This window comes from Bacteroides sp. GM023 (assembly GCF_014750685.1).
Classification (GTDB): domain Bacteria; phylum Bacteroidota; class Bacteroidia; order Bacteroidales; family Bacteroidaceae; genus Bacteroides.
This window is the reverse complement of record NZ_JAAXGE010000001.1, coordinates 752,922-768,944: the sequence shown is the minus strand read 5'-3', so window position 1 is coordinate 768,944 and position 16,023 is coordinate 752,922. Positions and strand designations below refer to the sequence as shown.

General features: G+C 42.1%; 11 protein-coding genes, 1 rRNA gene and 1 other RNA gene. 3 read left to right on the top strand and 10 right to left on the bottom strand.

The genetic code is table 11. From position 1 onward, the window contains the following. The 10 genes from HC965_RS02970 to HC965_RS02925 form a co-directional block, all read right to left on the bottom strand. Window positions 1-158 (bottom strand): 16S ribosomal RNA (locus HC965_RS02970); the annotation flags it as partial. 690 nt (window positions 159-848) lie between these two features. Then, the gene (locus tag HC965_RS02965) at window positions 849-1,196 is read right to left on the bottom strand and encodes a hypothetical protein (RefSeq protein ID WP_191030022.1); all 348 of its coding nucleotides are present in this window, start codon (window positions 1,194-1,196) and stop codon (window positions 849-851) included. Window positions 1,197-2,239: 1,043 nt separating this feature from the next. Further along, entirely contained in the window at window positions 2,240-3,247 is a 1,008-nt protein-coding gene (locus tag HC965_RS02960) for a DUF2569 family protein (protein WP_191030021.1), read from the bottom strand. Between the two features lie 22 nt (window positions 3,248-3,269). Then, the gene (locus HC965_RS02955) at window positions 3,270-4,481 is read right to left on the bottom strand and encodes a clostripain-related cysteine peptidase (protein WP_191030020.1); all 1,212 of its coding nucleotides are present in this window, start codon (window positions 4,479-4,481) and stop codon (window positions 3,270-3,272) included. Between the two features lie 83 nt (window positions 4,482-4,564). After that, window positions 4,565-4,966 carry a hypothetical protein gene (locus tag HC965_RS02950; RefSeq protein WP_022136626.1) on the bottom strand — a complete coding sequence of 134 codons (402 nt, stop codon included), beginning with the start codon at window positions 4,964-4,966 and terminating at the stop codon, window positions 4,565-4,567. A gap of 77 nt (window positions 4,967-5,043) precedes the next feature. Beyond that, complete coding sequence (locus HC965_RS02945) at window positions 5,044-5,664, bottom strand: murein L,D-transpeptidase catalytic domain-containing protein (RefSeq protein WP_191030019.1); 621 nt, start codon at window positions 5,662-5,664, stop codon at window positions 5,044-5,046. Between the two features lie 136 nt (window positions 5,665-5,800). Next, window positions 5,801-6,661 carry an RNA polymerase sigma factor RpoD/SigA gene (locus HC965_RS02940; protein WP_002561589.1) on the bottom strand — a complete coding sequence of 287 codons (861 nt, stop codon included), beginning with the start codon at window positions 6,659-6,661 and terminating at the stop codon, window positions 5,801-5,803. Window positions 6,662-6,844: 183 nt separating this feature from the next. Then, a complete protein-coding gene (locus HC965_RS02935) occupies window positions 6,845-8,380 on the bottom strand; it encodes a trypsin-like peptidase domain-containing protein (protein ID WP_191030018.1) in 1,536 nt (511 codons plus the stop codon). Window positions 8,381-8,599: 219 nt separating this feature from the next. Then, window positions 8,600-9,751 (bottom strand): dipeptide epimerase, encoded by a 1,152-nt coding sequence (locus HC965_RS02930; RefSeq protein WP_191030017.1) that lies wholly within the window; start codon window positions 9,749-9,751, stop codon window positions 8,600-8,602. A gap of 37 nt (window positions 9,752-9,788) precedes the next feature. Further along, on the bottom strand, window positions 9,789-10,775 hold the full coding sequence (locus tag HC965_RS02925) for a C40 family peptidase (protein ID WP_191030016.1): 987 nt from the start codon (window positions 10,773-10,775) through the stop codon (window positions 9,789-9,791). Between the two features lie 98 nt (window positions 10,776-10,873). On the opposite strand from HC965_RS02925, the gene rnpB reads away from it, so the two are divergent. From rnpB to HC965_RS02910, 3 genes are all read left to right on the top strand, one after another. Continuing rightward, an RNA gene (gene rnpB / locus HC965_RS02920) (RNase P RNA component class A) lies at window positions 10,874-11,236 on the top strand. 21 nt (window positions 11,237-11,257) lie between these two features. Next, window positions 11,258-12,577 carry a YihY/virulence factor BrkB family protein gene (locus HC965_RS02915; protein WP_191030015.1) on the top strand — a complete coding sequence of 440 codons (1,320 nt, stop codon included), beginning with the start codon at window positions 11,258-11,260 and terminating at the stop codon, window positions 12,575-12,577. Window positions 12,578-12,638: 61 nt separating this feature from the next. Beyond that, the gene (locus HC965_RS02910) at window positions 12,639-15,938 is read left to right on the top strand and encodes a S41 family peptidase (protein WP_191030014.1); all 3,300 of its coding nucleotides are present in this window, start codon (window positions 12,639-12,641) and stop codon (window positions 15,936-15,938) included. Window positions 15,939-16,023 lie beyond the last annotated feature (85 nt).

The following is a 16,023-nucleotide window of genomic DNA, read 5'->3' as shown; positions in this document are numbered from 1 at the left end:
GCTATCCCCGAGTTATCGGCAGGTTGGATACGTGTTACTCACCCGTGCGCCGGTCGCCATCTTCAGTTTGCAAGCAAACTGAAATGCTGCCCCTCGACTTGCATGTGTTAAGCCTGTAGCTAGCGTTCATCCTGAGCCAGGATCAAACTCTTCATTGTAAAAGTTATTTTAATCATCCATAAGGATGGTTGTTGCTCTGTTCAGGATGCCGTACAAAATTTATTGACTCTTTTCAAATACCTGTGTTTCATTTGCATTGCTGCGTTTGAAACAAGTATTGACGGTTCTATTTTTTTTAACTTGTACTACTTGTATTGTTTATCAATATTTCAAAGAACTTGTTGCTTTCGTTTTAAAAGCGGGTGCAAAGGTAAGAGGTTTAATTTTAACTACCAAACTTTTTCGGAAGTTTTTTTGTTCTTATTATTAAGCGACCTTACGCTTTATCACTAAGTCATTTTGTCAAGGCTTTCTTCTCTTGGAAAGCGGGTGCAAAAGTACTCCCTTTTGGGATATACTCCAAATATATTCTACTCTTTTTTCTAATTATTTTTGAATGGGTAGGCTAACTCGTTGAATTATAAGGATGTTGTAGAACATATTTTTCAATGTGGGGTGGAGTGTGTGCGGGAACAGGTAAGGGAGTACACATTATTATATTCACACGTGCGCGTAGTGCGCGCAAAGAGACAAAGGCAAGGAAAGAAAAAAAGAGCGGGAATTACAAGAAAAAAAAGGAATAAGAAGAAAGAAAAGAGGAAAAGAAAGGATAAAAAGCAAGAGGATGCCCGTAAGAGAAAAGAGAAAGTTCGGACATCCTCTATAATGAATAGACGACAAATTATTATTTATCCTTCTGATAAACCCTCTATACGTAAGCTGACAAGTCCAACCCATTTCTTCAAGCCAAGATCGAAACCACCTTTTTCCAACAAGCGAAGAGCACCCCTGTAATGAAGGACGGCATCCTCACCATTACCGTTTATCCGGCAGGACAGTTCGCCCAGACAATACTCAAGACGCGCCATCTGGATATAATCCAATAAGGTATAATCTTCTTCTACTGATATATCCACTAACTCCTTTATCAAAGCATAGGTATACTCGCATTCACGAACGGTTAAATCTGAAATAGACCAGTTCATTACAGGACGCTGGATTAACTGGATAATGATTCGGTTAAAATCTCCGGACATAATTTTATGTAGATTACCGCATCAGTTCCCGGTGGTGCGAGATTATAAAAAGAGAGCGCGGGAACTATCAGTTCATGTCAACCATAGGTATCCGCTAAGACCCCTCCACGACACAAGTGATAGCCCCACGCCCAATTGAGTATATAACAAAGTATATATGCAAAAGATGCGTGAGACCTGTCACTCATTGTCATTCGTGGATAAAATTAGCGGATTTTTATGATTGAATGCAACAAATAACCGTTCTCAATAAAATTATTAAAAGTAACTTTCATCGCTCGAAAGTAAACTACGACAAAAGTAGCAATTTATATTTAGCAAGCAAACAATATTAATAGAGAAATAAACACGACAAACAAAATTGTTCGTTTTCTCAAAGAGAAGTAAATATTAACGGCCCTACCAGCTTAGATTATTCAGGCATAAACCACTTACAACTTGGTTCATTATTACGTATTCTATCTTCTATCCATAGGCATTTCATAAGTAATCTTCTTATAGTTTATATGTTTTTGCTTAATTGTTATTAGGAGCTCACAGCCGTGAATAAGCAAGTTAACAGCTGTGAACAAATATGCTTACAGCTGTGAGCTCATTTGTTTATAACTGTGAGCCTTTGAAAAGCATTAGGAGTTAATACAAGACGCTCAAAGGATTGACATATAATACGCAGGAATTGACATATAATATATAGGAGAAAAAGACAATAAACAGGTACTAAAAACTCAAAAAAAGCATAAGATTATAGGCTATATGAAGCAAATAAAGTACGAAAAATAGCCCGAATGAAGTATGTTGATTTAATGCCATAATACACACATCATACTGATTACAAATCCATTACATATACAATGTCTTTTTTTAGAGTGGGAGCAAAAAGTTGCTCTCACTCTGCTACCATAGTTACTACCATAGCTAAAATATCGATGAATAAACAGATTCAGACAAATAGTGGGAGCATGGTAGCAAAATAGCAATAAACTTTTTTTTCCGTGAAACGCAAATTCGAGTTATAAGCCAAACTGTTGCCTGTTCAGATATATCTATTTAAAACGCACTGAAGATATAAGAACATTCATTATATTTTCAATCTCCTCTGTGGTGGAATACAAAGAAACAATGCACGCCTTACCCGTTTCAGGACTGAACAATATAGAGAATTGCCAAATTAACGAAGGACGAGTTTCATACTTTACAGATTGCATGCACATAATACTTGCATTAATCACTTCTTTATGTATATCAATAACAGAGAAGTCGTAGCCATCTAATTCCGCATCACGCCATGAATCAACACACTCTTTGAAATATTCTTCGCTGGTATTAGTATCATAAACTCCCATCACAGTTCCCCATATGCTATCACCAATTGCAAAAGAATGATACACACTGCCAAGTGTATCCGTCTTCTCACAAAGAGCATTTTCAGGCGCATGAAAAACAACAGTACCATCACTATACTCACCATGTTCCAAAGACACATTCATTGGAGTTTGAACATTACCCAAATAAGCTAATAGCAAAATACCCCATAGAATTACAGGAGTTAACATTAAAGAACCAACTATATATTTATCCCTACTTAAAATTTTCCGTTCTTCTTTGGGAAACAAATCAGAAACTTGTTCTGATAAACAAAGATAAACAAACCAAATAATCCCCCAAATCAAAGCTTTCATAATCTGAGGAAAACTTCCCAGACCATAATCATCATAATCACCACCCAATAAAAGTAAAACATTGGAAAGGAAAATCACAATAAGATAGCTTTTACCTAAGAAGACCGCATTCGATCGTTTATTAAGAAAGGCTAGTATAGTATAAATAGCTAGCCCACCAATTCCTAAAGTGTAAGCAATATCAACTAACGCTATAAAATAGGCTAAGAAAACCCCTCCTCCCGTATCATAAGCATCTAAAGAAAAATCCGCAATAGAAACAACAACCGTTATTGCCGCGCCTAAACCTACAACAAAAAGAAAAAATGAAAGCCAGCCATGAATTTGTCTGTCTTTTTGCGGTATCAAAGGAGTAAGATTTTGTGTATTCATAGCAAAGTATCATTCAATTCAATTACCAACCTGTTTTATCCCATCCGGCAGCGGAATACCATTGCAAAGTTCGATAAAAATTATTCATTGTTGAATTATGCATCCCGTTAGGTATATATGTAGAAAGTCCTTCTGCTTTTTCCATAGAAAACATTTGCCAGGTTATTCCCGAATAATTTTTGGAGGTAGTCTTCGAATATATAACAGTCTCTTCGAAGGCTTGACGCCATAACCGATAATCCGCATTATCTTTCCCCCCTGTTAGGTTTTGAATCAAATTATCAAAATCATAATTTGCATGATCATTAAAATCATAAAGCAATATGCCACTACGATCTACCACTCTTTCATCTTGAATATACTTAGGAATAATAGCTTTGGTAACCATAGCGAAATTATCTAAAGCAGCGCTATTAATCACAGAAGTAGCAACTCCACCTGTCCAATCACCATAGGCACTGGGTTTTTCGCCTGTATAATATCTTTCATAATAGCCAAAATAAGCATTTGCGATATTAACAGGCAGATTATTTTCAGTAAACATTTCCGGCACAACCGCACTATAAGGAGCTCCAGGTCCTGGAATTTCAGTAGGCGAACCAATAAAGTACTCTGCACAGTCACGTAACTCATAAGCTACTTCAACAGCCTGCATAGAACACGAATCAAATAAAATAAATTTCAAAGGTTTAGGAAAAGAAGATAATAACACTTCACGAAAATCCGGGATATTCATTTGAGTTCGACGATAGTATCCAATTGAACGAGAATTAGCGTCTTTAGTAGCCGGCACCCACGAAGAACTATGAGATAGAAAAACAAAACCATAACTATCTGCAGGGAAGTAATTGATCGTTTGAGAAATAACATTAGACATCACATTCTTATCCAAAGGATTTTGTTCTGTATAAGTAAAAAGAGTATCTGCCACCACTTTTCCATTCTTCTTTTTTAGTGAAATAAGATGAGGAACATCATCAACCATTTCACTATAAACGACCAAATTACACTTGGAATAGTCAACCTCTTCCATCCCCTTTTTCATGTCCCTAAAATTAGTCTTAAAGAGCTCTGACAATTCATTGGCACCATTATCCCCTACAATATAGACCAGTACGGTACGTCCTACCTGTTCGCGTGGTTGAGGAACAACAGGACCTTCTTCATCATCGTGACAAGCCAGCACCAACATTGCAACACTGAACAAAAAGGATAATATTTTAATCTTTTTCATAATATTTCTCATTTCTAACAGGACAAAGATAAAAAAATAAGAGATGCAAAACTGCATCTCTTATCATATTAACAATTCAACTATTATTCTTCCGGTTTCGTAAAGTGAAATTTTTCCGACTCAATCTTCGATACCGTTATTCTCTTATTCCTCTTATATTTATTCAGAATCTTCGTTGCTTCCTTCTCCAGTTTCTTCCTGTTTTCTGAGAAGTAAATCATACAGGTGCTATTCTGCTGCAACTGATTGTCTTCCAAATAATTCTTTAGCTGATAACTATACAATTCACGATGAGCCAGGAAACCTTCCTTGCTGACTTTTGCACTGTCCAATATCTGAATATCCGTGAAATAAACAACCGAATCAGTAAATGACGCAGAGATTCCAAAAGCATAAACAGGTTTAGAGTGGTCTTTTTTCAGAGAAAAAGCGGAGCACATGGTAAACACAAGTGCAATGGCAAATAGTATTTTTACGTATTTCATATCATATAATTTTAATTGTGGCAAAGGTAACAAAAAAGAGGAGATATCCTCTATTTATCTTGAAGAAATAGCATTTCTTAGTCATAGACCCATAGCAGCACAGGCTTCTTTTCCGCCTTGAGCAATGCATCTACTTTCCTCATCACGTTATCGGAGATTACAGGACATCCTTGGCTGATACCTAGCGGAATATGCATGGGATAGACTTCCGTTTCGGGCAAAGGCGTATAAGAATGAAGGACGACAATACGTTTGAAAGCATTATCATTCGTAGTTTCCAAACCGTGCAGTTTGTAATGCACATTGATTCCCCATTTACTATACGAACGTATGCCGACCTTATACTTTCCCAAAGAAGAACAATAGCTCCCTTCCACATTACTGAAAACAGGTTTGGAAACCGTGCTGTTCTTGCCGTATCCATGCGCACAGAGACTGGCATATTTGATAGAATCCCCTTTCATATCCCAAACGAAAAACCGCCTTTTGCCTGAATGCAGGCTAAAATCCACCAGGAAGCAATAATTCGTATTATATCCGTTTTTCGAGCAATAAGCTTTTGCCGCTTGCGCTTTTTCACGCAAACGCTGTTCGGTTTTAACAGGCACAACAGATTCAGAAGCGGTACATCTTCCGTATGCCACCCACCCCACTCCCAGGATGATAAGAATAGACAGGATTAAAATAAACTTCTTCATAAAAACACCATAGTATTAAGACAGAAACAACAGACGATACTTAAAATAAAAAGCCGCATAAGTACATTCTTCTATATGAAAAGTGCGACTTATGCGGCTTAAATTCTTTTTTCTTTCAGAAACTGATATTCCTTACTTATCCCAAGTAAGATTTGAGCAATTTACTACGATTACTTTGTCTAAGTCTTCTAATAGCTTTTTCTTTAATCTGGCGAACGCGCTCACGTGTGAGGCCGAATTTATCGCCGATTTCTTCTAATGTCATTTCTTGTTGTCCGATACCGAAAAACATCTGAATGATTTCTTTTTCTCTATCGGTTAACGTAGAAAGAGCTCTATCAATTTCCCTCGCAAGAGACTCATTAACAAGAGAACGGTCCGCCATAGGCGAGTCGTCGTTCACCAACACATCCAGCAGGCTGTTGTCTTCTCCTTCCACGAAAGGTGCATCCACCGAAATATGACGGCCGGATACCTTCAGCGTATCAGAGATTTTATCAACCGGAATTTCCAGTTCGTCTGCCAACTCTTCGGGAGACGGACGCCGCTCGTTTTCCTGTTCAAACTTCGAGAAGGCTTTGCTGATTTTATTCAGCGAACCTACCTGGTTCAACGGGAGACGAACAATACGCGACTGCTCTGCCAATGCTTGCAGAATAGACTGGCGAATCCACCACACAGCGTAGCTGATAAACTTGAAGCCACGTGTTTCATCAAACTTTTCGGCAGCCTTAATCAGTCCTAAATTGCCCTCATTAATCAAGTCAGGCAAACTCAAACCCTGGTTCTGGTACTGTTTGGCCACAGATACGACGAAACGAAGATTGGCACGTGTCAGTTTCTCTAATGCTACACGGTCACCCTTACGAATGCGTTGAGCGAGTTCTACTTCTTCCTCGACAGTAATAAGGTCTTCGCGACCGATTTCCTGCAAATACTTGTCAAGAGAAGCGCTCTCTCTGTTAGTGATACTTTTGGTAATCTTTAGTTGTCTCATTCTTTAAAAACAGATTTGGAGTGCAAAGTTACGACAAATTATTTGTTAACATACAAATTTAAGCAACTTTTACATTATATTTTTCTACTAATAAAACAAAAAGAGATGCCGACAAGTTGTCCGTCGGCATCCTTTTTCTATTTCATTAGCTTATCCTACAATCTTCTTACCTTATTTTATATTTTACTCCTGTGTCAAATCAACTGCGAAGTATCCACGTTTACCTGACGGGAACACGCCTGTCAAGAACAATACCTGGTTCGGTGATTTAACAGCAGCTTTCATAACCTCTTCAAGGTCGCTGACTTTGCGCATCGGCTGGTCGTTGGCTTTCAGGATGATAAATCCTTTGCGAACACCTGCGTCTGACATCTTACCGGCAGAAACTCCTGTCACTTGCAGACCGTAGCCCAAATTCAATTGTTTCTTTACGTCATCCGGCAACTCTTTGAAAGCAGCTCCCAGGATTTCCATACCTGCGTCCTTCACAATCTTGGTAGTACCCTGCTCGTTCTTCAACGTTACTTCAACGGTCTTTTCCTTCTTGTTGCGCATCAGTTTCACTTTCACCTTATCGCCGGGACGATGTTTAGCGATAGCTTCCTGCAAGTCGGCCATGTTAGATACCTTCTTGTTGTCCAAGCCGATGATTACGTCATCCACCTTGATGTCAGCACCTGCGGCAGAACCGTTTTCAACGATTTCAGAAACCCATACACCATCCACTACACCGAGTTCTTTCGCTTTATCTGCCAATGTAGTGCCGGATTTGTCAATCTGTTGACGATCGTCCATCAAGCTGCTACCGATAGAACCGCCACGGATACCGAGCAATGCACGTTGTACTGTTCCATATTGTTTCAGGTCGGCAATTATTTTGGTCATAATGCTGGTCGGGATAGCGAAACCATATCCGGCGTATGCACCTGTCGGAGAAGAAAGCACGGAGTTGATTCCTACCAGTTCACCTTTGGCATTAACCAATGCACCACCACTGTTACCCTGGTTGATAGCGGCATCTGTCTGGATGAAAGATTCTATACCACCGTTATATACTCCCAGTGAACGGGCTTTCGCACTTACGATACCGGCGGTTACAGTAGAGTTCAGATTGAACGGGTTACCTACTGCCAATACCCACTCTCCTACTTTCAATGCTTCGGAGTCTCCTACCGGAATAGTCGGGAAATCATCCCCTTCGATTTTCACCAATGCAAGGTCAGTGCTCGGGTCAGTTCCAATGACACGTCCTTTGAATTCACGGTTGTCATTCAGCTTCACGCTGATTTCGTCAGCACCATCAATTACGTGGTTGTTCGTTACGATATAGCCATCCTTTGAGATGATAACTCCCGAACCGAAACCCACACGAGGTTGAGATTGTACCTGACGTTGCTGTCCGCGTCCGTCACCGAAGAAGAAATCGAAAATGTCCGGCGCTTGCTGAACTGTTCTTGTTTTAGCTTCTTGGGTAGACCTTATATGTACAACAGCATGAAGAGAGTTTTCCGCAGCCTGGGTCAAATCGATAGGTTGAGCGTTCACAGCATCAAAAGCAGCCAATTTCACATTGGGATTCTGCTTGAACATCTCATTAAAAGATGTCTCTGTGGCAGCCTTGTTGGATTGCAACAATTTGTAAGTTGTCAATCCTGCAACTCCTGAGCTAAGAAGAACGATTGCTCCTACTCCCAGAATGTTCTTTGTTGTCTGTTTCATGATTTATAATTCTTTAAAATGTTAATATTCGACATTGTTTTAACTTTTACGACGTTAAAATAATAACAAATATCGTTCACTTATTCTACTTGTCACTCTTTTTTGTCCTCTTTTAACAGAGAATATTTAGAGCTTAACAGCGGTTAACGACAGCACCTGACAAATTTACATTCGTTGTATGTCAGTTGTCATTAACACTCTGACATTCATTCAGTAAGACTAGATTTTCATGACACCTATTCCGGGCAAGTCATTCAGGGTGATTTTTCCCTGTATTACCTCTACCCCTTTAAAGCGGTCATTAGAGATAAGCAAGTTGCCATCCAGGTCGGCAAAGTCTACCAACGGAGAAAACTGCGAAGCTGCGGATATGGCACAGGAAGTCTCTGTCATACAGCCTACCATGACACGCATACCGAGCGCGTGTGCCAATGTCACCATCTTCCATGCTTCACGCATACCGGTGCATTTCATCAACTTGATATTGATTCCTGTAAAAGCGCCTTTCAATGCTGCCACATCGGCCAAACGCTGCAAAGACTCATCGGCAAATATCGGCAACGGGCTTTGTTGCGTAATCCAGGCGATATCGTCCAACTGTTCTTTCGGCATAGGTTGTTCTATCATCACAATCCCTTTTTCTTTCAGCCAGTGAATCATATCGAGTGCATATTGGCGGTCTTTCCACCCCTGATTGGCATCTATGGCTATCGGAAGGTTTGTCACCGAACGGATGGTTTCAATCATCTCCTTATCATTGTCCCGCCCCAGCTTTACCTTTAATATATTAAACTGGTCTGCGCACTCTTTTGTTTTCGCGCGCACCACGTCGGGGGTATCAATGCCTATCGTAAAGGTGGTAGACGGCGTCTTTTCCTTATTCAGCCCCCATATCTTATACCAGGGAGCACCCAACAGTTTCCCTACCAAATCATGGAGGGCGATATCCACCGCTGCTTTGGCGGCTGTGTCCTTTGGCGACAGACTGTCAACGTATGACAAAATGTCCTCTAACTGAAAAGGATCATTAAACTGCTCCAAATCCACATTCTTCAGGAAATTCATAACAGACTCTACCGTTTCTCCCAAATAAGGCGGCATAGAAGCCTCTCCGTATCCGGTTATTCCCTCATATTCTATTTCCACCTGCACATCGGGGGTCGTAGTACGCGAATAAGTCGCTACCGTAAATACATGTCTCAACTTCAACTCATAAGGGAAAAACTTCATTTTCATCTTTCCGCCCAAGCCGAGCTTATTTATATGAATCGTAGAGGGTGATGGTTCTCCGGCTAATGTCTGACGAACCACTAACCCCGAACCTAATGCAGCCAATGCTGCCGTTTTCAAAAAGTCTCTTCTGTTTTGCATGTTTTCAAAGTTATAATGTGACAAGACGCCAAAGGAATTACTGCGGCAAATAATAGGGATTGTGCTCCGTCGTATTCATCCCCTTCTCCTTATTAATATACGGTAAGAAGCGGACAGCAAAAAGCAGACGTCCCGTATTAAATTCATCGTAGTTCTTATCCGCAGGTTCAAAACTGCTGATATGCACATCTCCCAAAGCATGGATAAACTGCTTATCTCCGAGATAGATACCCACATGGGAAATTCCTTCCTTTCGTCCGGCAGTGTCTTTCCGACCGAAGAATACCAAATCTCCGCGTTGCACATTGGAGAAATCAGGCGCAATCTCGATACGTTCTCCTAGATACGCTTGTTGCGACGCGTCTCTCGGAATAATAATATCGTGCATAAAAAGCACTGTCCGTACCAAACCACTGCAATCTACTCCTTTCGAAGAAGTCCCCGCCCACAGATAAGGGATTCCCATCATCGTATAAGCCGTTTCGATTATACTTTCAACATCTTGTTTCAGGGAAGCTCTCCATTGGGTTTCGGGCTGCGAGATAGATTTCGGGATATAGGCTTGCCGACCATCCGGATAAGACACTTTATAAAAAAGCCTTGTATTTCCTTCCCATTTCAGACGATTACCTGCCACTACATCAGATACGGGTTGTGATTTTTCATCCGGCTTCTCATAAGTAAATCCGTAATGTGAGGTCACGACAATCTTTTCCGCACGATTCCATTCATTATATTGTTCTTTCGACATGGGAGTGATTACCATGCGGTGTACCCATCCGGTATAGTCGTCCGGTGTCTGAATCTCATACCAGCCCGTATATTGAAGCACCTTGACGGGCATTCCCAATAATGCTTGCGTACTCATGCCGGAGGTAAATTTACCTTCTTCGCGCATATTACAAACAGAAATATGTACTACCCCATAGGCCGAATCAGCAGGCATGGGGCGTATCTCCTGTGCTTTCAGACTTGTGGCAAAAATCGTCAGCAAGCAGCAGAAAAAGAGGATATTTTTCTTCATTGAATCACGTTTTATGAATAGCAAAGGTAGAAATTATTTCTATTTGTGATACTTTCTTTGGCTAAAACAAAATAAATGACGTACTTTTGCAGTCTAAAGCAGTTGGCCGGTCTGTCGCGTGCACGTTGACGTGCAGGAGGAAAGTCCGGGCAACATAGAGCATCCTACTTCCTAACAGAAAGCTGTCCGCGAGGGTAGAGTAACGTAGAAGAAAATAACCGCCGCTCCTTTCGGGGAGAGGTAAGGGTGAGAAGGTGGGGTAAGAGCCCACCAGTCGGATGGTGACATTCGGGCTGTACGTCTTAGGAGTTGTAAGGTCATGTAAACCGGCGTTATGAGAGTTGCTCGCTCCATGTCGGAGGGTAGACCGCTAAAGTGTCGTGGTGACACGCCACTCAGATAAATGACAGGCACCTTATTTATATAAGGTACAGAACTCGGCTTATAGGCTGACTGCTTTTTCTTTTTTTAAACTATGAGCCATGAAGAAGAAAATCACTGATATATGGAAATTCCTCACGTATGACATTTGGCGCATTACGGAAGGGGAAGTGACAAGAACGAAGTTCTCGCTCTACAATATCATAAAGACCATTTATCTCTGTATCAACCGGTTTACGAAAGACCGGATGGCAAATAAAGCATCGGCTCTGACATATAGCACCTTGCTTGCCATTGTACCGATACTGGCTATCCTGTTTGCCATTGCGCGCGGATTCGGATTCGACAATCTGATGGAACATCAGTTCCGCAATGGTTTCGGTGGAAATATAGAAACCACGGAAGCAATACTCTCTTTCGTCGACTCCTACCTGTCACAAACTAAAGGCGGTCTTTTCATTGGTGTAGGTTTGGTGATGTTATTATGGACGGTCATCAACCTGGTCAGCAATATAGAAATCACATTCAATCGTATTTGGGAAGTGAAGAAAGCACGCTCCATGTATCGCAAGATTACGGATTATTTCTCCATGTTCCTGCTAATGCCGATTCTGATTGTTGTCTCCGGCGGTCTTTCCATCTTTGTAAGCACCATGCTCAAACAAATGGATGACTTCGTACTGCTGGCTCCTATCATGAAGTTCCTGATACGGCTCATACCTTTTGTGCTGACCTGGATGATGTTTACGGGACTCTATATCTTTATGCCAAATACCAAAGTGAAATTCAAGCATGCATTTATTGCAGGTATCCTGGCAGGAACCGCTTATCAAGTATTCCAGTACTTATATATCAGCAGCCAGGTGGGAGTATCGAAATACAATGCCATTTACGGTAGCTTCGCCGCCTTGCCCTTGTTTCTGCTTTGGCTACAAATATCCTGGACTATCTGCCTGTTCGGTGCAGAACTGACATACGCCGGACAGAATATCCAAAGTTTTAGCTTCGACCAGGACACCCGGAATATCAGCCGTCGTTACCGGGACTTTATTTCTATTCTGATTATGTCCCTCATCGCCAAACGATTTGAAAAGAACGAGCCGCCATATACCGCCTCGGAAATATCGGAAGAACATAAAATCCCAATCCGGCTCACCAATCAGGTACTTTATCAATTACAGGAGATAGACTTGATACATGAAGTCGTGACCGACACTAAAAGCGAGGACATAGGCTACCAGCCGTCAATGGATATTAATCAACTGAACGTAGCCATCCTGCTCGACCGACTGGACACCTACGGTTCCGAAAACTTCAAGATTGATAAAGACGAAGAATTCAGTGACGAATGGAAGGTGCTGACAGAATCCAGAGAAGAATACTATAAAAAGGCAAGCAAAGTATTACTGAAAGATTTATAAGAATAAGGAAGCACTGCCTTAAATCGTGAAGATGAACTTAACACAATTATAATAAAAAAGAATGAAAAAGCTACTACTCAGTGCTTTTGCCCTATGCTTTGCAGGAGCAATCGCAGCACAGGAATCCCCGCTATGGATGCGTCATTGCGTCCTTTCTCCGGATGGTACAACTATTGCCTTTACGTACAAAGGAGACATCTACACCGTACCGACCACCGGCGGACGTGCCACACAAATCACTACCAATCCGGCTTACGACACAGAACCGGTATGGAGCCCCGACGGAAAACAAATCGCCTTTGCGTCCGACCGTATGGGAAGTCTCGATGTTTTCACCGTATCCAAAGACGGTGGAGTTCCCCAACGCCTGACCACGCACTCCGGCAGTGAAAAGCCTATTGCTTACAAAGACAATAATCATATCCTGTTTACAGCTAATATCGCGCCCTCTACCGAAGATGCCGGATTTCCTTCCGGTCAGTTCCAACAAGTGTATGAAGTAGCCGTGACAGGCGGACGCCCCGCCATGTTTTCATCCATGCCGATGGAGTGCATTTCCATCAATAAAGACGGAATATTGCTCTATCAGGACAAAAAGGGATATGAAGACTACTGGCGTAAGCATCAGGTTTCCCCTATCGCCCGTGACATATGGACCTATACTCCGGGAAAGACAACCGTTTACCAAAAACAAACGACTTTCGGCGGTGAAGACCGCGAACCGGTTTGGGCTCCCGATGGCAAATCATTCTATTACCTGAGTGAAGAGAAAGGTTCTTTCAACGTATTCCAACGTACTCCCGGAGCCGAAACTGCCAAGCAAATCACTTTTCACACCAAGCATCCCGTTCGCTTTCTAAGCATAGCCACCGACGGCAAACTCTGTTACGGCTATGACGGTGAAATCTACACGCTTACCCCGGGTGGAAAAACGCAGAAAGTAAACGTTACCATCCTGTCGGACAAGAATGACAAAGACATTATCCGTCAAATCAGGTCGAATGGCGCTACCGACATCGCCGTTTCTCCCAAAGGAAAAGAAGTTGCATTTATCATGCGTGGTGATGTGTACGTCACTTCCATTGATTATAAAACAACGAAGCAAATAACGAGCACTCCCGACCAGGAACGTAATCTGAGTTTCTCTCCCGACGGACGGACGTTAGTTTACTCTTCGGAACGCAACGGACTTTGGCAGCTCTATACTTCAACCATCGTGCGTAAAGACGAAAAACAATTCACCTATGCCACTGAATTGAAGGAAGAACGCCTGACAAAATCCAATATAGCTTCTTTCGAACCACAATTCAGTCCTGACGGAAAAGAAGTTGCCTTCCTCGAAAACCGCACCGCTATCCGTGTCATTAACCTGAAAAGCAAAGCAGTGCGCACGGTCATGGATGCCCAGTATCAGTATTCTTATGCAGACGGAGACCAATGGTTCCAGTGGAGCCCTGACAGCAAATGGATTCTTTCGGACTTCATCGGCATAGGCGGCTGGAACAATAAAGACGTCGTATTACTCAAAGCCGACGGAAAGGGTGAAATGGTCAACCTGACCGAAAGCGGATATGGTGACAGCAATGCCAAATGGGTACTCGGTGGAAAAGCTATGATATGGAACAGCGACCGTGCCGGCTACCGCAGTCATGGTAGCTGGGGAAGCGAAAGCGATGCCTATATCATGTTCTTCGATGTAGATGCCTACAACCGCTTTATGATGAACAAAGAAGACCTCGCCTTGCTTGAAGAAGCTGAAAAAGCAGAGAAAGCCGAAAAAGATAAAAAGGAAAAGGCAGAAAAAGAAAAAGCCGACAAGAAGAAAGACAAGAAAGGAACTCAGAAAGACGATAAAAAAGAAGATAAGAAAGAAGACGCAGACAAGAAAGAAGAAGTAAAACCGCTTACCTTCGACCTTGAAAACCGTTTTGACCGTATCGTCCGCCTGACCGTTAATTCTTCCCGTCTCGGTGATGCCGTACTCACTCCGAAAGGTGACGCACTCTACTATCTTGCAGCATTTGAGGGTGGCTATGATTTATGGGAACATAAATTGAAAGAGAACACCACTAAAATATTGTTGAAAGGAGTTGGTGGCGGTGCATTAATACCCGATAAAGAAGGCAAGAACATCTTTATGTGTACAGGCGGACAACTGAAGAAAATCGAAATTGCCGGCAGTAAAATCACTCCGATTAACTTTGAGGCTTTCTTCGATTACCGTCCTTACGATGAACGTGCCTATATCTTCGACCACGTCTACCAGCAGGTTAATGACAAATTCTATGTTGCAAACCTTCAAGGAACCGACTGGAAAGGATACAAAGAAGCATACCAGCGCTTCCTGCCACATATCAACAACAACTATGACTTCGCCGAAATGCTAAGTGAAATGCTCGGTGAACTGAATGCCTCGCATACCGGAGCCCGCTATGGAGCAGGTGGCAGCGCACTGCCTACCGCCACATTAGGCGTATTCTATGACGAATCATACGATGGCGCAGGATTGAAAATTAAAGAAATCCTCGCCCAAAGTCCTTTTACACAGAAAAAGACGGATGTAAAAGCAGGATGTATCATCGAAAAGATAGACGGACAAGCCATTGAAGCCAATGCGGATTATTTCCCGTTATTTGAAGGCAAAGTAGGACGTAAAGTCATACTTACCGTATATGATCCCGCTACTAAAAAACGTTTTGAAGAAACAGTAAAAGCCATTAGCTACGGCACTCAAAGCGAATTACTCTACAAACGTTGGGTAAAACGTTGCGCCCAAAAAGTGGAAGAACTTTCCGGTGGCCGCATCGCCTACGTACACATCAAAGGAATGGACAGCCAAAGTTTCCGCAAAATGTATTCCGAACTGTTGGGACGTTATCGCAATAAAGAAGCGGTTATCGTAGATACCCGTCATAATGGCGGCGGATGGTTGCACGACGATGTCGTAACCCTGCTTAGCGGAAAAGAATACCAGCGTTTCGTTCCACGCGGACAATACATCGGCAGCGACCCATTCAACAAATGGCTGAAGCCATCATGTATGTTAGCTTGTGAAGACAATTACAGCAACGCCCACGGTACTCCATACGTATATAAGACATTAGGTATCGGCAAACTGATAGGTACGCCCGTTGCCGGAACCATGACAGCCGTATGGTGGGAACGTCAGATAGACCCGTCTATCGTATTCGGTATTCCGCAGGTAGGCTGCATGGATATGCAGGGAAAATATCTCGAGAATCAGACTTTGCAACCTGACATTTTGGTCTACAACGAACCGGGAGCCAGCCTGAAAGGTGAAGATGCCCAACTGAAAGCAGCAGTAGACCATCTTCTGAAAGAGTTGCCTAAAAAGAAATAAACTCCGATACATATTCAAAAGATTGTATCAATATAAATCACCCACGCCACAGATGAACTGCACCCCAAAAGTTGGACACAAAACT

Excerpts from the sequence above, each read along its gene's own strand:
- HC965_RS02915 (WP_191030015.1), top strand. The coding sequence starts at position 11,258 with ATGAAGAAGAAAATCACTGATATATGGAAATTCCTCACGTATGACATT.
- HC965_RS02935 (WP_191030018.1), bottom strand. The coding sequence starts at position 8,380 with ATGAAACAGACAACAAAGAACATTCTGGGAGTAGGAGCAATCGTTCTT.
- HC965_RS02910 (WP_191030014.1), top strand. The coding sequence starts at position 12,639 with ATGAAAAAGCTACTACTCAGTGCTTTTGCCCTATGCTTTGCAGGAGCA.
- HC965_RS02960 (WP_191030021.1), bottom strand. The coding sequence starts at position 3,247 with ATGAATACACAAAATCTTACTCCTTTGATACCGCAAAAAGACAGACAA.
- HC965_RS02950 (WP_022136626.1), bottom strand. The coding sequence starts at position 4,966 with ATGAAATACGTAAAAATACTATTTGCCATTGCACTTGTGTTTACCATG.
- HC965_RS02925 (WP_191030016.1), bottom strand. The coding sequence starts at position 10,775 with ATGAAGAAAAATATCCTCTTTTTCTGCTGCTTGCTGACGATTTTTGCC.
- HC965_RS02940 (WP_002561589.1), bottom strand. The coding sequence starts at position 6,661 with ATGAGACAACTAAAGATTACCAAAAGTATCACTAACAGAGAGAGCGCT.
- HC965_RS02930 (WP_191030017.1), bottom strand. The coding sequence starts at position 9,751 with ATGCAAAACAGAAGAGACTTTTTGAAAACGGCAGCATTGGCTGCATTA.
- HC965_RS02965 (WP_191030022.1), bottom strand. The coding sequence starts at position 1,196 with ATGTCCGGAGATTTTAACCGAATCATTATCCAGTTAATCCAGCGTCCT.
- HC965_RS02955 (WP_191030020.1), bottom strand. The coding sequence starts at position 4,481 with ATGAAAAAGATTAAAATATTATCCTTTTTGTTCAGTGTTGCAATGTTG.
- HC965_RS02945 (WP_191030019.1), bottom strand. The coding sequence starts at position 5,664 with ATGAAGAAGTTTATTTTAATCCTGTCTATTCTTATCATCCTGGGAGTG.